Here is a 20,605-nt window from a genome sequence, read left to right as displayed (position 1 = left end):
TGATCAACCGTTCAGCTGTCCGGCCGGGCCACCGCACGAATCCGGTCCCGCCGGCGGGTCCAGGCCGGCAGGTCCAGCGTCATCTCCCACGGCCGGTCGACCGTGACGAGATCGCCGGTGTGCCGCACCTGCTGGTAGTCACCATCGGGACCGAGCACGAACTGGGTGAGCGTCACGCGTTCGGCCAGCGGATCGACGATCCAGTAGTTGCGGATCCCGACGTAGGCGTATTTCTTCAGCTTGCCGGTTCGGTCGAACTCCTTCGTGGACTCCGATGCCACCTCGACCACCAGCGGCACATCCCCCGGGCGCACCGGCGACTTACCGGCGCCCTCCTCCTGGATGAGCACCACGTCCGGACGCAATTCGTTGCGCCGATCCAGCAGGACGGCCTGCTCCGGATTGATGAGAACGTCGTCCGGACAGCGCTCGCGTGCGGCCACGGCGATCTCGAAAGCGATGAACTGGTGGATGGGCAGGGCGAGGGGGGACAAGACGAGCCTTCCGTCGATCAACTCGTATCGGAGATCCTCGGGAAGGTCCGCGATGTCGTCGACGGTCAGGTCGTCTCGCCCCAGCAAATGCTCGATCAAGTCCCGCTCGTTCAGGTGCGGCGCAGCGGTCATCGGCTCCTCCTCAACGGATTCACCTTCGACCATACTAGGCACCCGACCAGTAGCCCAATGCCTATATCAGCGGTTGTCGTCCTTCGGGGGCTTGCTCAGCTTGTTGAAGTCCAGCTTCGGCAGCTTGAAGCCCGGCGGCATGCCGCCCTGGCCGCCGCCCAGCGCACCCGGGTCCATGCCCGGCGGGAGCTGCGGCATGCCACCGCCCGGGAAACCGGCCGGCATCCGGCCGGCCGGACGCGGACGGTTGCCGCCCTTGCCCTTGCGCTTGTTCTTCGAGCTCTTGGTCGCGCTCCGGCGGCTGCCCGGCAGGCCCATCATGCCGGTCATCTGCTTCATCATCTTCTGCGCGTCGGCGAAGCGGTTGAGCAGCTGGTTGACGTCCATCACGGTGACGCCGGAACCGTTCGCGATGCGCACCCGGCGCGACGCGTTGATGATCTTCGGGGTGGTGCGCTCCTGCGGGGTCATCGACCGGATGATCGCGGTGACCCGGTCGAAGTGGCTGTCGTCGAGCTCGTCGAGCTGGCCCTTGAGCTGGTTCATCCCGGGCATCATGCCGAGGATGTTGGCGATCGGGCCCATCCGGCGTACCGCGATCAGCTGGTCCAGGAAGTCCTCCAGCGTGAACTGCTCGCCACCGAGCAGCTTGCTGGTCATCTTCTCCTTCTGATCCTCGTCGAAGGCCGCCTCGGCGGTCTCGATGAGGGTCAGCACGTCACCCATGCCGAGGATCCGGCTGGCCATCCGGTCCGGGTGGAAGATGTCGAAGTCCTCGAGCTTCTCACCGGTGGAGGCGAAGAGGATCGGCTGGCCGGTGACGTGCCGGACGGAGAGCGCGGCACCACCGCGGGCGTCACCGTCGAGCTTGGAGAGAACCACGCCGGTGATGCCGACACCGTCGCGGAACGCCTCCGCGGTCTGCACGGCGTCCTGACCGACCATCGCGTCGATGACGAAGATGACCTCGTCCGGGTCGACCGCGGCGCGGATGTCGGCGGCCTGCTGCATCATCTCGGCGTCGATGCCGAGACGGCCGGCGGTGTCGACGATGACGATGTCCTTCGCCGCCCGCTTGGCGTGCTCGATCGAGTCCTTGGCGACCTGGACCGGGTCACCGACGCCGTTGCCGGGCTGCGGCGCGTAGACGTCCACGCCGGCCCGGCCGCCGAGCACCTGGAGCTGGTTGACCGCGTTGGGCCGCTGGAGGTCACAGGCGACCAGCAGCGGCTGGTGGCCCTGGCCCTTGAGCCAGCGGGACAGCTTGCCGGCCAGCGTGGTCTTACCGGAACCCTGGAGACCGGCCAGCATGATGACGGTGGGCGGCTGCTTGGCGAAGACCAGGCGCCGCCCCTCGCCACCGAGGATGTTGATGAGCTCCTCGTGAACGATCTTGATGATCTGCTGCGCGGGGTTCAGCGCCTGGGAGACCTCGGCGCCGCGCGCCCGCTCCTTGAGGCTGGCGATGAACGCCTTGACCACCGGCAGCGCGACGTCCGCCTCCAGCAGCGCGAGACGGATCTCGCGCGCGGTGGCGTCGATGTCGGCATCGGTGAGCCGGCCCTTGCCGCGGAGCTTGGTGAAGATCCCGGACAGGCGGTCACTCAAGGTGTCAAACACGGTGCGCTGTTCCTTAGCTAGCTCGGCCGTTGGTCGTCACTGTTGGCGTCAGCCGCAAGCCTAGCCGCACCGCCCGAGCCTCACCGGTTCCGCATGCGGTACGTCTTCGTCGCCGCCTCGATGCGCCGCTGGGTCCGCGTCCCCGGGGCGATCGACTTCTTCAGCTTCCCGTAGAGGTAGAGCCCGCCGCCGACCGCGATCGCGCCCACGATCAGGTAGAAGAGGAACGGCCCGATCAGCGAGCTGACCACCCAGCCCACCACGACCACTCCGGCGATCAGTGCCACCAGATACGCCACTGCCTTGCCCATCGCGGCCTCCCGCCGTCGTCGCGCATTCGCCGCTTTCCACCATGCCGGTCCCGCGCAAGGCCCGCATCGGCCGTGACCCCGATCCGTTCCCCTAGGGGTGGGCCTTCGCCAATTACCCCCAAGACACCCATGAAGCGCGTATACCGCAGTTAAAGGGTGCAACTCCTGATATAGACCGCAACTTCCGTCTCAACGGTGCCGTTAAGGCTCCGTGGACCTGCGGCGAAAGGACGACGGCGTGACCCTGCGGCAGATCCTGCGGCTGACCCCGTGGTCAGTCCGGCGGTGGGTCTTCGAGGCGGTCGAGCGGCGTGTCCTCCCCCGGGTCGCGCCCGAACGCCGCCTCCGGATCGCCCGCACTCTGATGCCGCTCGCCCCGGTCCGGATCCGGGGCCGGACCGGCGATGCCACCCTGCGGGTCCGCACGGCCGACGGCCTGGTGACCGCACGGGTGCAGGCCGCGACCGGGCCGGTCGAGGTCCGGCGGCACAATCTGGACCGGGTCGCGCAGGCCTTCGATCTGGCCCGGATCGACTGGTTCCGGGTGCCGGTCCGAAACCCGGTTCGCACCGCCGTCGCCGTACCGGAAGCGGATCGTTCCCGGGTCGTACGGCTGCTCCAGGAACTGACCGCGCGTGACCACGGCCTGCTCCGGCCGGTGCGTCCGGCCGGGCGCAAGCCGCAGCGCGAGCCCGGCGTGCTGGCCGTCTACTGGCCGGTCACCGATCCCGGCGGCAGCATGCTGCTCGGCCGGGAGTACGCCTGCGAGGTCGAGTTCTGGCAGGAGTCGGACGGCCGCCTGCGCGCGCCCCGCCGCAACCCGGTGGCCGACTCGATCCCGGCCGGCGAACCCGAGGTGGTGGCTCCCGAGCCGGTCTTCGGCCCGTTCAGCTGCCCGGACGACGTGACCGGTTATCGCACCCGCCGGGTGTTCACGGCGATGGATCCGGACCGGATCGAGTTCCCCATCGACGTGGTCTACACCTGGGTCGACGGCGATGACCCGGCCTGGCAGCGCCGCAAGGCCCGGGCCCTGGCCGAGAACTCCTGGGTCGACGAGATCAACGCGCAGGCCGCCAACGACTCCCGGTACGCCAGCCGCGACGAACTCCGCTACTCGCTGCGCGCCCTGCACAGCTTCGCCCCGTGGGTACGCCGGGTCTTCCTGGTCACCGACGACCAGGTGCCGGCCTGGCTGGATCTGGACCATCCCCGGCTCACCGTGGTCAGCCATCAGGAGATCTTCGGCGACACCGGGAAGCTGCCCACGTTCAACTCGCAGGCGATCGAGTCGCGGCTGCACCGCATCCCCGGCCTGGCCGAGCACTTCCTCTACCTCAACGACGACGTGATCCTGGGCCGGCCGGTAACCCCCGACCTGTTCTTCACCCCGGGTGGACTGACCCGGTTCTTCCCCTCCGGGGCGCGGGTCGACGCCGCGCCGCGCGGCCCCGCCGACCGGCCCGCCGACTCGGCCGCCAAGAACAACCGCCGGCTGATCGAGGAGACCTTCGGCCGGGTGCTGACCCGCAAGATGATGCACACCCCGCACCCCTCGCGGCGCAGCGTGCTCACCGAGATCGAGAAGCGGTTCGCCGAGCACGTGGCCGCCACCGCGGGACACCAGTTCCGGCATCCGGACGACATCTCGCTGCTCTCCTCGCTGCAGCAGTACTACGCGTACCTGACCGGGCGGGCGGCACCCGGCCGGATCCGGTACCTCTACACCGACCTGGCCCAGCCGAACACACCGCTGCGGCTGGCCGGGCTGCTGCGCAGCCGCAACGTCGACGCGTTCTGCCTCAACGACGTGGACGTGCACAGCGCGGCGGTGGCCGACCAGGAGGCACTGCTCGCCGAGTTCCTCCCGGCGTACCTCCCGTTCTCCTCACCCTTCGAGCTACGCCGGGCCCGGCCGGAGACGACCGCCGCCACCCGGACGCTCACCGCGCCCCGCCAGCCCTTCTCGACCAGCGACGTGGCCCTGCCACCGGTGGCCTGACCGATCCATCCAGCAAAGGAGTTCTGCCTTGAGCTACGACGTCGTCATCCTCGGACTCGGATACGTCGGGCTGCCGCTGGCGCAGCAGGCGATCCGGGCCGGCATGTCGGTGCTCGGCTTCGACGTCGACGAGAAGGTGGTACGCGCGCTCGGCGCCGGCCGGTCGCACGTGGACGATTTGAGCGACGCGGACGTGGACGCGATGCTGGCCGGCGGGTTCCGGCCGACCACCGACGAGACGCTCATCGCGCAGGCGCGTACCGCGGTGATCTGCGTGCCGACCCCGCTCTCCGAGGGCGACGGGCCGGACCTGCGCGCGGTCGTCGGTGCCACCTCGGCGGTGGGCCGCAACCTGCGCCCCGGCATGCTGGCGGTGCTGGAGTCCACCACCTATCCGGGTACCACCGACGAGGTGGTGCGGCCGCTGCTGGAGCAGCTCTCCGGGCTGACCGCGGGGATCGACTTCCACCTGGCGTTCTCCCCGGAGCGGATCGACCCGGGCAACGAGACGTTCGGCGCGCACAACACCCCGAAGGTGGTCGGCGGCTACACCCCGGCCTGCACGGACGTGGCGTCGCGCTTCTACGGCCGGTTCGTCGAGACGGTGGTGCGGACCCGGTCGACCCGGGAGGCCGAGACGGCCAAGCTGCTGGAGAACACATACCGGCACGTCAACATCGCGCTGGTCAACGAGATGGCCCGGTTCTGCCACGAGCTGGACATCGACCTCTGGGACGTGATCCACGCGGCCTCCACGAAGCCGTTCGGCTTCCAGGCGTTCTACCCCGGCCCGGGCGTCGGCGGGCACTGCATCCCGATCGACCCGAACTACCTCTCGCACAACGTCCGCAGCAAGCTCGGCTACCCGTTCCGCTTCGTCGAGCTGGCCCAGGAGATCAACACGACGATGCCGGCCTACGTGGCCCGGCGTGCGCAGAACTTGCTCAACGCGGACGGGCAGGCCGTGCGCGGGGCCACCATCCTGCTGCTCGGCATCACCTACAAGGCGAACATCGCCGACCAGCGGGAGTCGCCGGCCGCCCCGCTGGCCCGCCACCTGGCGTCACTCGGCGCGACGGTCGCCTACCACGACCCGCACGTGCGCACCTGGGACGTCGGTGGCGTACCGGTCGAACGCACCGACGACCTGGAGGGCGCGACCGCCTCCGCGGACCTGGTCATCCTGGTGCAGAACCACCGCGAATACGACCCGGACCACCTGGCCCGCATCGCGAAGCGCTTCTTCGACACCCGCGGTGTGACCTCAGCACGCGAGGCTCACCGCCTCTGAGCCGCCGCGGGGGTGGGCCTGGCCCTCGCCCAGTGCTGCCTCGCGGGCTCTGAGACGACACCGGTGTTGGGCGGGCCAGGCCCGGAAGTGCGAGCGGCAGCGTTGAGGGTCAGCGGTGGGCGAAGGTCCAGCGGGAGTTCAGCGCGTAGTTGAGCACCGGGATCAGCACCAGGGCCACGGCCTGGACCACCAAGTAGGGCCCGCGCAGCAGGTCGGCCCCGATCCACAGGACGGCGGTGTTCAGCCCGAGCGCCGCCGCCGTCACGGTCAGGAACCGGGGTCCGGCGACCGCGTGCCCGGCGCCGGAGTGGAACACCCAGGCGTGCTGGAGCAGGTACGACACCGCGACGCTGGCCGTGAAGCCGAGAGTCGACGCCGGCACCGCCGGCAGGTGCAGCAGCGACGTGCCGGCCAGGCCCACCCCGACGTGGGTGAGCGCGCTCAGGCCGCCGCTGATCGCGTACCGGGCCAGGCGGGCGAGGTCAGCGTTCCGCACGCTGCTCGACGACCCACTGCTCGGGAACGGCCGGTCCGGTGGCCCGTTCCTGGATCAGGTAGCGCGGGCGGCCCCGGACCTCCTCGTGGATGCGGGCCAGGTACTCCCCGATCACGCCGAGGCCGAGCAGCACGAACGTACCGGTCACCAGCAGCAGCAGGATCACCGTGGTGAAGCCGGCCACCGACCCGCCGCTGATCCACCGCACCAGCGTCTGCACGCCGAGCACCAGGGAGAACGCGGCGAAGCTCAGCCCGGCCAGGGTGACCAGGTGCAGCGGCGCGGAGGTGAACGAGGTGAGGCCGTTGACGGCTAGCCGGAACAGGCCGCGCAGGGTCCACCGGGAAGCGCCGCCCGCGCGGTGGTCGATGTCCACCTCGACGCTGGCCCGGGTGAAGCCGATCCAGCTGCTGGTGCCGCGGAAGAACGACGAGTGCTCGGGCATCCGGAGCAGGGCGTCCAGGGCCGGGCGGCCGAGCAGCCGGAAGTCGGTGGCGTCGACCAGGTCCACCTTGGTCAGTCCGGTGAACGCCTGGTTGAACAGCCGGGCGCTGAGCCGGTTGCCGAGCGACTGCCCGGTCCGGTTCCGCTTCACCGCCTCCACCACGTGCGCGCCGGCCTGCCAGCGCCGAACCATGGCCGGGATGGCGGTCGGCGGATGCTGGAGGTCCGAGTCGATGACCACGACCGCGTCGCCGCCGGCGTGCTCCAGCCCGGCCAGCACCGCGGCCTCCTTGCCGAAGTTGCGGGACAGCCGCAGTCCGCGTACCCGGGTGTCGAGCAGGGCCTGCTGGGCGATCCGGGACCAGGAGTCGTCGGACGAGCCGTCGTCGACCAGGATCAGTTCGTAGCGGAGGGCGGCGGCTCCGAGCACCTCGCCGAGGCGGGCGACGAAGCGTTCCACCCCGGTGCCCTCGTTGTAGACGGGAGCCACCACCGAGATCAGCGGGCCGGTCACCGGACCACCTCACAGAACGGGACGCCGGCGATGGTCCGGGCCGCGACGTCGAGCGAGTCGGTGTAGCGCTGCTGCTGGAACGGTTTGCCGGTGTTGACCCGCAGCACCTCGGCCAGCAGCGCGCAACGCCGTACGTCACCGGCGGGCCCGCGTTCGAAGGCGCTCATCGCGAGCGCGATCCGGTTGTCCAGCTGCGACGACTGCCAGCCGGCGGACTGGCCGGCGTAGGCGTGGTTGGCCGCGGCCGAGCCGGTCGCGCAGAGCACCAGGCCGGCCAGGACGAGCCCGGCGGACCGGCGCCCGGCGCGGGTGACCAGCACCGCGAGCACGACCAGCAGCAGCATGCCCGCGGGCGCGGTGGTCGCCGAGTCACGCCAGCCCTCGGTCCACAGCGCGCGGCCGGTCAGGTTGGTGTGCACCTCCACGCTGAGCGCGGCGGGCAGTGCGCCGAAGAGGAGCAGGGCGAGCGCGGCCAGCGCCAGACCGGCGAGCGGCCGGGTGGGCGGCCGGGTCGCGCTGGGCAAGAGCTTCCGGGTACGCACGGCGAGCACCGTGAGCAGCAGAAGCGCGGTGACGGGCAGGACGGCCCAGGCCCAGGAACCCGCCTTCTGGGTCGCCGCCTCCCACTGCGCCGGTGGCAGCCAGGCCAGCATCCGGGCGGGCAGGACGAGCAGTCCCCGCCCATCGATCACGAGGTCCGACCCGTGGTAGCAGCCGCCGTCCGCGCAGTAGCCCCGGATGATCCAGCGCACCACCGCGAAGACCGGCAGGAAGCCGGCCCAGAGCAGGGCACACAGGCGTACGCCGGCCGAGCCGAGCAGGCCCCGGAGGTCCTGACCTAGGACGAACCGTCCGCGGAGCAGGGCGGCGACCGTGGCGAGCGGCACGGCGAAGTAGGCCGGTTCGTTGAAGATCGCGAGCGCTCCGCCGCCGGAGAGCGCCAGGACCGCGTGCCACCAGCGCAGCCGGTCCAGCCGGCAGGCCGCGACGGCGACCAGCAGGACCAGTGCCGCCGTGCTCAGGTAGAGGCCGCCGAAGAGCGTCGTCGTGCTGTTGCGCCCGGCGCCGACCAGGCCGGCCGCGATCCCGTACGGCAGCAGCAGCGCCACCGTGGTCGGCGGCGCGGCGAAGAGCCGACCGCGGGTCAGCACACTCTCCGCGAAGAGCACCGCGGATCCGGTCAGCAGGATCGCCGCGCCGATGGTGACCAGCCGCAGCGTGATGTTGACCGGCAGGTGCAGCAGCTGCGAGCCGGCGAAGGCCACCAGGTCGAGCGACTTCTCCGCCATCCGGCCGAGCGGCCGGAAGTTGCCCAGGCGCAGGTACGTCTCACCGGACGCCACGGTGTGCGAGACGATCCGCCACGGGTCGTCGCGGAACATGCCGCCGTGCCAGTAGAGGTTGAACCGGTGGTCGCCGCGGGCCGCCACGGCCGTCAGCGGTACCAGCACGATCAGCGGCACCAGCACACAGCGGCGGAGCACGTGTCCCCAGAGGCGACGGCCGGCCGGCGGGGACTCGGCGGATACGCCTCGCCGCAGCCCGGGCACTATGTCCGGTTGCTGGGGCACTGTCACGGTTTTGGCGGTCACGACTGCTGCAACGACCGCTGGACCGGCATGGTTGTGTCGTACTGGCGGAGCAGGTCGGCCAGGGTCGGCGGATGCTCCGGATCGATGAAGATCACCTGGACGGCGGCGTGTTCCCGGGAGAGCCGGGCCAGCCGATCGGCGAGCACCCCGTCCCAGGGCCGGTCCGGCCGGTGCCGGTGCCAGGTCTGCCGGTCCGGCAGATACTCGATGACCAGCGCCGACTTGCGCAGCAGGGAGAAGCCGGGATCGTCGGTCAGCACCACCGCCCGGTGGTCCGGCTCGACGAGCAGCCGCCGCCGCAGCGCGAGGACGAACGAGCGCAGAGCCGGCAGGCGCAGCCCGATCGCCACGTACAGGTGCGTGGGCAGCGCGGGGGCGGCACTCGACCGCTTCGGCGGCGCCGGGACGTGGCGGCGCACCCGGTGCACCAGGCGGCGCAGCAGGCGCGGCGACGAGTGCAGCGGATCCCGGACGAAGGTCACCAACGTACGCCCGAGCCGGTAGGAACCGCTGGCCCGCAGCCGCTGGACCGCCTCCCGCTCCTGATCACGTTCGCCGGCCAGGCCCTCGCAGCGGGTCTGCCAGGCGTCGCGCTGCTGCTCCACGGTCCGCAGCCGGACGACGAGCGCCTCCAGCCGTGCCGGATCCGGCTCCGGGCCGGCCGGATCACCGGCGAGGATGGCGAGTTCGGTGGTGGCAGGGTCAGTCATGATCACACTCCGGTGGAAACAGGGTCTGCCGTTGCCGGGTCGGCCAGTCCCACGAGCCAGCGCGCGGCCGCGGCGGCACCGTTGCCGAACCGGACCTCGGTACAGCGGCGACTGAGCTCCGCGCGTACCTCTGCTCGCACTGCCTGCGCGAGCACCCTCTCCAGGTCCGCGCCGGCGGGGTCCTCGACCATCAAGGCGGCCCCCGCGGCCGCCGCGAAACGCGCCCGGCTCACCTGGTCGTCCAGGGCGGTCTCCCGGTTCGGCACGAAAACCGTGGGTACGCCGAAGGCCAGCAGCTCATGGAACGAGTTGTAGCCGGAGGCGCTGACCACCAGGTCGAGTCCGCGCAGATACCGGCTGATCGGGTAGAGCTTCACCAGACGTGTCCCGGGGACCTCCGGCGCCGGCTCGGTCGCGATGGCGGACTCCGCGAACACCACCTGGAAGCCCGCCTCGCGCAGGAACCGGGTGACCCGGGCGGCCGGCGACGAGATGTCGTTGATGTTGCCGGCGCCGAGCTGGAGCAGCGCGGCCGGGCGCTTCGACTCGAGGCCGAGGGCCGCCCGCGCGGTCCGCCGGTCGACGAGCTCGTGCCGGTCGAGGTAGGTGATCGGCTCGACCGGGTGGACCCGGGCGCGGTCCGCGACGGTCGGCCCCTCGTCGGCGGCGGCGGCGAACTCGCCGGGTTCCAGGATGCCGTCGAAGACGCCGCCCTTCTCGATCCACTCCACGCCGGTGCCCCGCCGCCACATCGGCCGGCGCACCCACACCCAGGTGACGTCCCGCCGGGCCGCCACCGCGGCGACGATGCCGTCGTGCGGGACGCTGTCCACCGCCACCACGGCCGGCCGGTGCAGGTCCACCAGATGTTCCAGGCGGCTGCGCAACAGGTCGGACCAGCGCTTCCGGGGCAGCCGCAGCACGCTGCGGGACGGGATGTACTCGGTGAGGAAGCCCTCCCGGTGTGCCACCGAGGCACCGTGCGACTGGGTGGCGATCACGGCGGGCGTCTCCGGCGGCAGCCGCCGGCCGATCGCCATCAGCCGCGACAGGTGCCCGAGGCCCACGCCGTTGTCGCTGACCAGCAGCACGCCGCGGAGCGGCTCGGCGTCCGGGTCGGGCCGCGGCGCCGGCAGCTCGGTGCGCGGCCGGACACCCCGGTCGGCCAGCCGGGCCACGTGCGACGGATAGCCGTAGTGGTCGTCGACGAACGCGCGGGCCCGCCGGGCCGCCTGCTGGTAGCGGTCGGGGTCGTCGTACAGCTCGTGGATCAGCGGGACGACCCCGGCCGGTGTGGTGTAGTGCGCCGCGTCGCCGAAGATCGGGCGGAAGTGCTCGCCGATCACCACCGGGACACCGGCCGCCATCGCCTCCATGATGGTCCGGCCGAACGCCTCCACCAGGTCGGGATCGTGGAAGTAGACGAAGAAGTCGAGGCCGCGCAGGAACTCGACCGGTGACACCGTGCCGAACTCCAGCAACTCCCAGTTCTCCGGCTGCCGGCCGAGTTTCGCCACGGCCAGTTCGCCGCCGCCGAGTACGCGTACCCGAACGTTGGCCGTGTCGGGATAGGCCAGGAGCAGTTCCTCGGCGGTGCGCGGCCACTTCACCGGGTCGGGGCGCCCGTGCCGGCCCAGGATCGGGACGCCGGCGACCGGGCGGGTCCGCTCGGTCCACCAGTCCGCGGTGTCGATGATCTCGTGCCAGTCGGTCGCCGCCAGCGGGGCGTCCGGGGTGGAGCGCAGCACCTCGGCTCGGACCTGCGGGCTGATCGGCGCCCACTCGCACTCGCCGAAGTACCCCTCCACCCGCTGCCGGACCTCGGCGAAGTCGTAGTAGCGCGCCGGGTCGGCGGAGTCGCCGGGAGCCTGGTTGATCACCATGACCCGGCGGTCCGCCCGGATCAGCGGCACCTCCGCGACGTCCTCGGTGAAGATCCGTGGCTGGCGCAGGACCAGCAGCCGGGCGTTCACCGGCTCGCCGCCGGCGCCCAGGTCGGCCAGACCGTCGCGGAGCAGCTCCACGATCAGCGGGTTGAACGGGCGGTCGTGCTTGAGATGCGGGGAGCGCACCTGGACGAGCACGGTGGACAGGCCGGCTCGGGCCTGGGCGCGTACCTCGGCGGCGATGCTGGCGGAGGTACCGCCCGGATACCGGAAATCCGAGAGAATCGCCACGTCATGGACGTTCTCGGTCATGGTGTGCACTCCGGGCACAACGAACGCCGCTCGCCCGGCGTCACGCTCCCCGCCACCGGGCCGTTGATCCGGTTGACGGCCAGACCAACCGGCGGGAGCCCATTGTCCAGGCAGCACACGGCACCGGACGCGTACGGATCGGACCTGCTGGAACGGCAGTGGCGGACGCTCGTCGCGGTGGCACCGACCGGCCCAGCGGCGGCCGCCCTGCACACCCGGTCGGCGGGGGCGCGGACCCTGCTGGCGTACGCGGCCGCGCGCCGCCCGGTCGACGACCTGATACTCGGCGCGCACGAGGGCCGGCTGTTCCCGGACGCCGACCCGTGGGCGTTCGGCGAGCTGGCCCGGGTGATCACCTGCCAGGACCTGTTCCCGGACGACCGCGCCGACGGTCTGGCCCTCTTCGACTCGCTGCTGCGCACGTTCGGCACCGCCGGGACGGCTCGAGAGCATCAGGGGCTGCACGCCCAGCTCGCGTTCGCCGCCGGTGACCACGGGCGGGCGGCGAAACTGCTCGCCGACTGCCCGGACATCGCGGAGCCGATCCGTGCCGCGCTCGTCGTGGACCTGAGCGGCAAGGAGGACTGGCCGTCCCGGTTCAACGGGCTGCTGCCGGCGCCCGGGCTCACCCTGGAACCCGACGGCGGTCCGCCGTTCGACCGGATCCGCTCCAACCACGCGCCGCGGTTCGGCTCGCCGTACCGGATCACCACGATTGTGACCGCCTACCGGCCCGGGATCGCGCTGCTCACCGCGGTCCGCTCGCTGGTGGCGCAGAGCTGGACCAACCACGAGATCCTGGTGGTCGACGACGGCTCCGGCCGCGAGTTCGACACCGTGCTGCGCCGGGCGGCGGCACTCGACCCGCGAGTCCGGATCCTGCGGATGCCGGAGAACGGCGGCACCTACCGGGCGCGCAACGCCGGACTGGACGCCGCCACCGGCGAGTTCGTCACGTTCCAGGACTCCGACGACTGGTCACATCCGCTGCGGCTGGAGCGGCAGGCGGCCCCGCTGCTCGCCGACGATGCCGTGATCGCGACCACCTCGGCCGGGATCCGGGTGACCGAGGACCTGGTGCTGACCCGGCCGGGCTTCCCCGAGTTCCGGTCCTACAACCTGTCGTCGCTGATGGTGCGCCGGGAGGTCGCGCTGTCCCGGCTCGGTTATCTGGACACCGTCCGCAAGGGCGCCGACGCCGAGTACGTGGAACGCGCCCGTGCCGTCTTCGGCCGGCCCGCCGTACGGCACCTCGGCGGCGAGCCGCTGGCCCTGATCCGGCTCAGCGCGGGCTCGCTGTCCGGCGCGGACATGGCGCCCGGCTGGATGCATCCGGCGCGGTACGCGTACCTCTCGGCTTTTCAGGCATGGCACAAGCGGATCGCGGCCGGCAAGGCCGACCCGATCCGGCCGCGCTCGCCGCGGAGCCGGGTGTTCGCAGCGCCCCGGAAGCTCGCCGCCGAGCCCGCGCGGTCCTCCTACGACGTGGTCCTCGCGGGTGACTGGACCGCCCGCGGCGAGGTGGCCTGGCCGGCCGGCGAGCGGGTACGCGCACTCGCGCTCCCCGGGCGCACGGTGGCCCTGCTCCACCTCGCCGAGCTGACCAACGTCGCCGGCAGTCCCGCCAACCTCGATCCGGTCCTGCAACGGATGATCAACTCGGGCGAGGTGGACCAGGTCGTGCTCGCCGACGAGGTGCACGCCCGGCTGGTCGTGGTGCACGGGCCGGGCGTTCTCGCGTTCGCGCCCGGAACCGCCGGCCGGATCCAGGCGGACCGGGTGGTGGTCGAGGCCGACCCGCGGTGGGCCGCCGCGGCCGGTCCCTGCATGGCCGAGGCGTACCGCCTGTTCGGGGTGGCACCGCACTGGGCACCGGCCGGACCGGCCGAGCGCGCCGAACTCGCGGACGGCCCGCTCGGCACCCGGCCCGCCCCGGTCGACCTGCCCGGCACGGTGAACCCGGCCCGGTGGCGCCTGCACCGGCCCGGGCCCCGCTCGGACCGGCCGGTGATCGGCCGGATCTGCGCCGGCGACGCCGATCGGGAGCGGCTGCGGGAGCTGCTGCCCGGTGGTGGCCGCCTGGACGTACGCGTCCTGGACCGCACCGGCGACCGCAGCCGCCCGCCGCAGGGCTGGCTGCGCTACCGGCCGTCCGACGTCGATACCCGGACCTTCCTCCACCAGCTCGACTTCTACCTGCACTTCCCGGCCGACGACTGCCCGGTGGTGGCCGTGCCCGAGCTGATCGTCGCGCTCGCCGCGGGCTGCGTACCGGTCCTCCCCCACCGGTACGCCCCGCTCTTCGGCCCGGCCGCCGTCTACTGCGACCCGGACGACCTGGCCGCCACCGTGCGACAGCTGCACGGCCGGCCCGGTCAGCTGCGTGCGCAGAGCGCGCGTGGCCTCGAGTTCGTCCGCCACAACCACCACCACGACCGGTACGCCGAGGCCGTCACGGCCCTGTTGCAACCGGACGGTGACCCGGCCGAACCGGAAGACATGCCGATGCCCGGGTAGCCGGCGGGGGCGGCAACCGAACAGCGACGACGGAGCACCCAACCCGCGATCAAGAAGCACAGCAGGAGCGCCGAAGGGAACGGTGAACCTGGCGATGAGCCAGGCGCCGAACTCCGAAAGGGTCTCTCTTGCGCTCGCTGCTCCGTCGTTTCGCCCTGGTCGCCCTCGTCCCCGCCGCTCTCACCGGTGCCGCGATGATCGCCTCCCCGGCCGCGGCAGCGCCCGTCTCCGAGGGCACCCTCCAGAACGACATCAACCGGCTCATCAACGTCGAGCGCAAGGCCAACGGCTGCGCGGCCCTCACCGTCAACGCCGCGCTCACCAAGGCCGCCCGCGGCCACAGCACCTACATGGCGCGGTCCGGCAGCTTCAGCCACACCGGCCTGGGTGGTACCCGGTTCGTCGCCCGGGTGAAGACGGCCGGCTACAGCAAGCCTGGTGCGGAGAACATCGCTTACGGCTACCGCTCCGGCGCCGAGGTGGTCAAGGGCTGGATGAAGAGCCCCGGCCACCGCGCCAACATCGTCAACTGCAAGCTGAAGGCCGTGGGCGTGGGCGCGGTGTACGCCAAGAGCGGCACCCCGTACTACACCCAGAACTTCGGTTACTGATCTTCACCGGCGGTGCCCCCGCACCGCGCCACGAGCCCTCGCCGTCCCCCGCGGCGAGGGCTCGTGTCGTTTGTACCCAGGTTCATCGCGGCCAGGGCAGCCGCGCGTCCAGCAACGGGGTGACCAGTTCGGCGTACGCCGCTGTCAGGTGATTGCTGTCCCGGTAGACCAGGGTGTTCCCGACCACGAGCGGGCACCGTTCGCCGCACAGCCACGGCAGCGGATCCACCACGGGCACTCCGGCCGCGGCGGCGGTGGCCCGCTGGATCTCTCGCCACCCCGGCTCCAGCACCACGCCGTCCGCCTCGGCGGCGCAGTCACCGATCCGCCCGGCCCCGGTGAGGCAGTCAGCGGGCTCACCGGCGAGGAACGGCGTGTCGCCGAGCAGCGCCACCGCGCCAGCGTCCCGCTTCAGCGTAGCCAGGGTACGGGTCCAGCCGGCCCGCCACACCGCGTCCGGGTCGGCCGGCGCCCCGGCGAGCACCGCCCGGTAGTTGACGCTGGACGACACCACCACCAGGTCCGGCCGCAGCTCGCCGATCCGGTCCAGCATCTGGGTACGCCAGGTGTCGCACTCCAGGTAGCGGCGCTGGGCCCGGCGCTCGTTCAGGGCCACCCGGGCCGGGCTGCACGCGCTGCGGGTGTAGGCGACCAGCCGCCAGCCGCGCCGCTCCGCCATGTCGGCGAAGGCCGGGAACCATTGCAGGGCGTGCGAGTCACCGAAGAGCACCACGGTGCGCCGCGCCCGACGGTCGCCGTAGACGCAATCGCCCTCCGGCTGGAACGGGCCGGCGAGCCCGACGTGGCAGCCGTCCAGTTGCGGCGCGAGCCGCTGACGGGCCGCCTTCGCCAAGGTGGGCGTCAGGTTCCGGGGCAGCCGGACGGCGCCGGCGGCCGCCTCGACCAGGCGGTTCAGCTCGGCGGCCGGATCGGTGGCACGGGCCAGGGCACGCCGGGTGTCGCCGGCGGCACCTCCGGTCGGTACCGCCGGCGGGAAGAGCAGACCCAGTCCGGCCAGTCCGGCCGCGGCGGCGGAGAGGCCGAGTCCCAGGAACAGGCCGCGGCGTGGGCGTACCGACCAGCAGCGGTGGTAGCGGACCGGGTTCTCCAGCAGGTGGTGGCTCGTGACGGCCAGGCCGAGCGCGACCCCGGCGTATCCGGCGCGGGCGGCGAGACCGGCCGGGGCCAGGAACAGCAGCGGCCAGTGCCACAGGTACCAGCCGTACGACATCCGGCCGAGCCAGCGCATCGGGCCGGTCTCCAGGAGCCGGTTGCCACCCGCGGCGATGACCGCCACCGCGCCCAGCACCGGTGCCAGAGTGGCCGGCCCGGGGAAGGGCGTACCGGCGTCGTAGGCCACCGCGCCACCCAGGATCGCCGCCCCGCCGGCCCAGGCCAGCCACGGCCGGTGCTTCCCGGCCGGCCAGAGGGCCAGCAGGGCGCCCGCGCCCAATTCCCAGGCCCGGCTCAGCGAGCTGAAGTACGCCGGCGCCCAGGCGAACGAGACCACCGAGAAGCCGGCCAGCACCGCCACCGTGACCCAGCGGCGCCGCAGCAGGGCCAGGACGCCGATCAGCACCGGCCAGGCCAGGTAGAACTGCTCCTCCACGGCCAGCGACCAGAAGTGCTGGAACGGTGAGGGCGCCTGGTCCGCGAAGTAGTCGGTCCCGGTGTGTGCCAGCCGCAGGTTCATCGTGTAGGTGGCGGCGGAGAGCGCGTCCCCGGCGTACCCCGGAAAGCGGATCGGCGGCGCCCACAGCCAGGTGGCCGCCAGCGTCGCCGCGATGACCAGGGTGGCGACCGGCAGCAGCCGTACCGCCCGGCGGGCGTAGAAGCGCGGCAGATCGAGGCGGCCGGTGCTGGCCAGCTCCCGGCTCAGCAGCGAGGTGATCAGGAAGCCGGAGACGACGAAGAAGACGTCGACCCCGATGAACCCCCCGGCCACCCCCGGTACGCCCACGTGGGCGAGAACCACGAGCAGCACCGCGACGGCTCGCAGGCCCTCGATGTCCGCCCGGTGCGGCGGCCGGGACGCGGCGCCGGCCGGGCGGACGTCGTGCCGCGCGAGCGTGGAAGTCATCGGATCAACTGGGTGCCACGGCCATCGCCGGTGGCCGGACGAACGACAGCACCGCGTGCCGGCCGAGGATCTCGCTCTCCCGGGTCAGTCCCTCGTACCGCTCGGTCCAGGCGGCGATCGCGGCCTGCTCGTCCTTGCGGCCGGCGTCGTCGAAGACCAGCGTCGCGCGCTCGGCGAGCCGCTTCTCGATCACGTGCAGTGCCGGGTACCGGGCGTCCGGGCCGGTCGCCGCGGGTGGCCCGTCGATCAGCACGAAGTCGACGTCGTGCAGGTCGGCCAGCGCCTCCGGGTCGTACCAGGGGTAGTCCCGGTCGTCGATGGTGACCGGGGTCAGCGGGGCGTGGCGTACCTCGGCCACGTCCGTCAACCCGTGCGCGGCGAGCACCGCCCGGGTCCTGGTGGCGTACTCGATGTCGTGGTCCAGCGAGATCAGCCGGCCGCCGGCCTGCTCCAGCACGTAGGCGATCCACACCGACGAGGTGCCGCTGCCGAGCTCCAGCACCAGGCGGGGCTGCCGGACCCGGATCAGGTGCAGCAGTTCCAGCAGGTCGGTCGGGTTCAGCGCGAAATCACCGGAAGAGGGCATCGGCGCGCGCGGCACGAAGCCCTGGAACAGCTGCACGGTGGCCTCGAACTCGCGTGGCAAACCGAGCACCTGGGCGGAGGCCGCCTTGCGATCGGTGACCTGCTTGACCCGGGCGATCGCCTCGGCCAGCTCCAGGTGCCGGTCGCCGGCGGTGAGCCGCTCCCGTTCCACCGCGGCGACCAGCCGGCGCTGCATCTCCTCGACCGTGGTCCGCAGGTCGCGCTGCGCGGCGAGGCCGGCCCGCTGGGCCCCGGCGAGCCGGCGGAACATCAGCAGCACCGCGGTGAGCGTGACACCGACGAGTACGGCCAGCGTGGCGGTGGCCGTACCGGTGTGCCCGGTCAGCCCGGTCAGCACGGACACGGCGCAGAGGACGCCGACGACCGCCATCGCCGCGGCCTGCGTTGACGAAAGGCGCGGCAGCCGGCGGCGGATTCGGCTCAGGTGACTCATGCGGACACTCCTCCTCAGACACTTCCCCAGGCGTAACGCCGCTGCTCCCGGCCCCGTTACGCCTCGGCGGGCACACGCTGCGCGGGTGTGGTGGCGGCGCGGGCCAGGGTGACGATCCGCTCGGCCAGAGCGGCGGGCCGGTGGTTCCGGGCGATCGCCGCGCGAGCCAGCCGGCTGCGATCGGCGTAGCGGCGGGGATCGGTCTGGTACTGCCGGATCACCGCGGGCACGTCAGCGGGCCGGCAGGCGACCGCGGCGTCACCGAAGACCTCGGCGAGATGTTCCGGGACGAGCACCACGCATCCGGTCGCGGCGGCATCCAGAGCCGGCCGGGACAGCAACTCGGCCGCCTGTTCCGAGGGGAAGTGCAGGTAGAAGTCGAGCTGCGCGGCGAACGTACGCGGGTCCAGGTCGGCCGCCTCGTAGACCAGCCAGGAGGCGGGCAGCCCGGCCGGGCGCAACGGCGTCTCCGGCAGCCGCAGCCGGACGTCGGCGGCACCGCACCGCGCCAGCATCGCGAGCGCGTCGGCCAGGTCCCGGGGCCACTCACCGGCGTCGCACAGGTCGGTGCCGACCACCGGGACGCCGGCGGGGTCCGGGAGCGGCCGGGCGACGTCCTGCGGCTCGGCGACCGCCGGGAGGTCGTACGGCGTCAGCTCCACCTCGCCGAGTTCCGCGCGGATCCCGGCGTCCTGCGGGCACCAGAGCGCCGCCACCCCGAAGAGCCGCTCGGCCGCGGCGGTGACGGCCGGCACGGTGTACCGCTGATCGGTGCCGTCCCGGCGGGCCGGCGCCCGGTCCGCGACGACCAGCAGCCGCCGGGGCCGTACCCGGCAACCGTCCTCGGGCGCGAACTGCAGCACCTCGGGCTGCCGGATCACCAGTACCCCGGCGGTGACCTCGTCGGTCTCCAGCACCTGGTCCAGCCGGCCGGAATTGATCAGCTGCTGCACACCGCCGCTCAGCGACCGGCGCTGCCGGTCCACCGAGCGCAGCGCCTCCAGCTGCAGGATCGCCACCGACAGGCCGGCACGGCGCAGCGCCTCGATCTCGGCCAGCGCGGATCGCTGTGTCCCGGTCAGGAACCGCCAGTCGGCGGCCACCACCACGTCATAGGAATCCACGGCCCGCCGCCCGGTCAGGTGGGCCGGCGCCACGAACGGCCGATCCGGACCGACGCGCAGCGGCTCGCCCGAGGCGTGCCAGCAGCGGTACGCCGACATGTACGCGGTCCGCGCCGGATGCATCCAGTAGGCCCGGATCTCCGAGCGGGACAGCGACCCTTCGGAGAGCCGGATCAGGGCCAGTGGGCGGGACACCCGGCGTACCGAGCGGGGCCCGAAGGCGGCCTCGATCCGCTCCACGAACTCCGAGTCGGCGGCCTTGCGTACCGAGTCGAACCAGCCGATCCGCCGGTTCACGACCTCGCGCCGGAACAGCAGCGAGGAGACGTTGACCCGGCCGCGCCGGATGCCGGGACGGGTCATCACGAGGTTGTCGGTGACGCTGATCCCCTCCGAGACGGAGGCCACCACGGCGGAGCTGGCCAGCAGGGGCGCCAGCTGAAGCTCGATCCGGCGCGGATGGGACCAGTCGTCGGAGTCCTGGAACGTGACGTACTCGCCGTGTGCCGCCTCGATGCCGGCGTTGCGGGCCGCGTACGTGCCGGCGTTGGCGGGCAGCCGCAGCAGGCGGACCCGGTCGTCGAGCGCCTCCGCCTCGGCCAGCACCGCGTCGTGCTCGGGTGGCGACGCGTCGTCCACCACGATGATGTCCAGGTTGGGCCAGGACTGGGCGGCGATCGAGCGGACCGCGGTGAGCAGTTCCGGGCCGGGCCGGAAGGCGGTCACCACGACCGAGACGCGGGGATCGGCCGGCTCCGCGGGGCGGTCGACGGTGGCGGTCAGCCGGTCGAACGGCACCTGTTCGGGGGCGGCGCGCAGCCTCGGCGCCGGCTCCGGGAAGAGCGCGCCGAACCGGGCCTGCCAGGTCTCCTCCGGGACACCGCCACCGGTGTACGGGTTGGCCAGGTCGATCTCCAGCGTCTCCCGGGCCGGCCGCGGGATCCGCCGGTACGCGCCGAGCAGCTCACGGGCCCGGTCCGGCCCCTGCCACGCGTACGCCAGCTGGGTGTGCAGCGCCTGATGCGGGCCGGGCAGCGCCCGCGCGCCGAGCGCGGCCCGGATCAGGCCGTAAAGGGCCAGCGCGTCGTCCCGGTCGGTGGGCAGCTCATCCTGCAATGCGATGGTCTGCGCCAGACCGGCGAGCAGCCCGCGGTCGACCCGCCGCCGGATCCGGCGCAGCCACCGCACGTCGCCGGCGCGCGCCGCCTCCAGCAGTTCCTCGAGGGTGCCGCCGGCCGCGCGGGCGAGCACCCGCCGGGCCGCCACCGAGCGGTTGCGCATCGCGGTGTGCGGTAACGACAGGTCCGCTCCCGCACCGGCCAGGGTGACGTGGTCGTCCAGCAACGCCACCGGCTGCGCCTCAGCCATCGACTCTCCGTCCGTGCCCGGCAATGTCGATCAGCTCAACTCCGGGCGGTGGCCGGAGGTGA

The 20,605-nt window shown here is 72.6% G+C and carries 15 protein-coding genes; 4 read left to right on the top strand and 11 right to left on the bottom strand.

Annotated features, from left to right (window positions below; genetic code table 11):
- Positions 1-11: 11 nt before the first annotated feature.
- From I4J89_RS11385 to I4J89_RS11375, 3 genes are all read right to left on the bottom strand, one after another.
- Positions 12-626, bottom strand: a complete 615-nt coding sequence (locus I4J89_RS11385; RefSeq protein WP_196413838.1) for a Uma2 family endonuclease — start codon at positions 624-626, stop codon at positions 12-14.
- 66 nt (positions 627-692) lie between these two features.
- Positions 693-2,246 carry a signal recognition particle protein gene (gene ffh / locus I4J89_RS11380; RefSeq protein ID WP_196413837.1) on the bottom strand — a complete coding sequence of 518 codons (1,554 nt, stop codon included), beginning with the start codon at positions 2,244-2,246 and terminating at the stop codon, positions 693-695.
- 80 nt (positions 2,247-2,326) lie between these two features.
- Positions 2,327-2,557, bottom strand: coding sequence for a hypothetical protein (locus I4J89_RS11375; protein ID WP_196413836.1), 231 nt, complete (start codon positions 2,555-2,557; stop codon positions 2,327-2,329).
- Positions 2,558-2,795: 238 nt separating this feature from the next.
- On the opposite strand from I4J89_RS11375, the gene I4J89_RS11370 reads away from it, so the two are divergent.
- Both I4J89_RS11370 and I4J89_RS11365 read left to right on the top strand, forming a co-directional pair.
- The gene (locus tag I4J89_RS11370; RefSeq protein WP_196413835.1) at positions 2,796-4,559 is read left to right on the top strand and encodes a stealth family protein; all 1,764 of its coding nucleotides are present in this window, start codon (positions 2,796-2,798) and stop codon (positions 4,557-4,559) included.
- A 28-nt stretch (positions 4,560-4,587) separates the two neighbouring features.
- Positions 4,588-5,850 carry a nucleotide sugar dehydrogenase gene (locus I4J89_RS11365; RefSeq protein ID WP_196413834.1) on the top strand — a complete coding sequence of 421 codons (1,263 nt, stop codon included), beginning with the start codon at positions 4,588-4,590 and terminating at the stop codon, positions 5,848-5,850.
- A 109-nt stretch (positions 5,851-5,959) separates the two neighbouring features.
- Here I4J89_RS11365 and I4J89_RS11360 read toward each other — a convergent pair whose 3' ends face one another.
- The 5 genes from I4J89_RS11360 to I4J89_RS11340 are packed head-to-tail and all read right to left on the bottom strand — an operon-like array spanning position 5,960 to position 11,804.
- The gene (locus I4J89_RS11360) at positions 5,960-6,346 is read right to left on the bottom strand and encodes a GtrA family protein (protein WP_196413833.1); all 387 of its coding nucleotides are present in this window, start codon (positions 6,344-6,346) and stop codon (positions 5,960-5,962) included.
- A complete protein-coding gene (locus tag I4J89_RS11355) occupies positions 6,333-7,304 on the bottom strand; it encodes a glycosyltransferase family 2 protein (protein ID WP_196413832.1) in 972 nt (323 codons plus the stop codon). Before I4J89_RS11355 ends, I4J89_RS11360 begins: the two co-directional genes overlap by 14 nt.
- Complete coding sequence (locus I4J89_RS11350; protein ID WP_196413831.1) at positions 7,301-8,896, bottom strand: hypothetical protein; 1,596 nt, start codon at positions 8,894-8,896, stop codon at positions 7,301-7,303. The genes I4J89_RS11355 and I4J89_RS11350 overlap by 4 nt, the downstream gene beginning before the upstream one ends.
- Positions 8,893-9,606: a hypothetical protein gene (locus tag I4J89_RS11345; RefSeq protein WP_230858670.1), complete on the bottom strand. Its 714-nt coding sequence runs from the start codon at positions 9,604-9,606 to the stop codon at positions 8,893-8,895. The genes I4J89_RS11350 and I4J89_RS11345 overlap by 4 nt, the downstream gene beginning before the upstream one ends.
- Before the next feature lie 2 nt (positions 9,607-9,608).
- Positions 9,609-11,804 (bottom strand): glycosyltransferase, encoded by a 2,196-nt coding sequence (locus I4J89_RS11340; protein ID WP_196413830.1) that lies wholly within the window; start codon positions 11,802-11,804, stop codon positions 9,609-9,611.
- A 102-nt stretch (positions 11,805-11,906) separates the two neighbouring features.
- On the opposite strand from I4J89_RS11340, the gene I4J89_RS11335 reads away from it, so the two are divergent.
- Positions 11,907-14,321: a glycosyltransferase gene (locus I4J89_RS11335; protein ID WP_196413829.1), complete on the top strand. Its 2,415-nt coding sequence runs from the start codon at positions 11,907-11,909 to the stop codon at positions 14,319-14,321.
- 128 nt (positions 14,322-14,449) lie between these two features.
- On the top strand, positions 14,450-14,932 hold the full coding sequence (locus I4J89_RS11330; RefSeq protein WP_230858669.1) for a CAP domain-containing protein: 483 nt from the start codon (positions 14,450-14,452) through the stop codon (positions 14,930-14,932).
- A gap of 82 nt (positions 14,933-15,014) precedes the next feature.
- Here the strand turns inward: I4J89_RS11330 and I4J89_RS11325 are convergent, their stop codons facing one another.
- From I4J89_RS11325 to I4J89_RS11315, 3 genes are read right to left on the bottom strand one after another with little or no spacing between them, the layout of a single operon-like run.
- Positions 15,015-17,012, bottom strand: coding sequence for an acyltransferase family protein (locus I4J89_RS11325; protein ID WP_196413828.1), 1,998 nt, complete (start codon positions 17,010-17,012; stop codon positions 15,015-15,017).
- Positions 17,013-17,016: 4 nt separating this feature from the next.
- Positions 17,017-18,051, bottom strand: a complete 1,035-nt coding sequence (locus I4J89_RS11320) for an O-methyltransferase (protein ID WP_196413827.1) — start codon at positions 18,049-18,051, stop codon at positions 17,017-17,019.
- A 56-nt stretch (positions 18,052-18,107) separates the two neighbouring features.
- Complete coding sequence (locus I4J89_RS11315) at positions 18,108-20,543, bottom strand: glycosyltransferase family 2 protein (RefSeq protein WP_196413826.1); 2,436 nt, start codon at positions 20,541-20,543, stop codon at positions 18,108-18,110.
- Positions 20,544-20,605: the final 62 nt, after the last annotated feature.

Source organism: Actinoplanes aureus (assembly GCF_015704865.1).
Taxonomy (GTDB): Bacteria; Actinomycetota; Actinomycetes; order Mycobacteriales; family Micromonosporaceae; genus Actinoplanes; species Actinoplanes aureus.
Note: the sequence above shows the minus strand (reverse complement) of the source record. Positions and strands in the feature narration are given on the sequence as shown.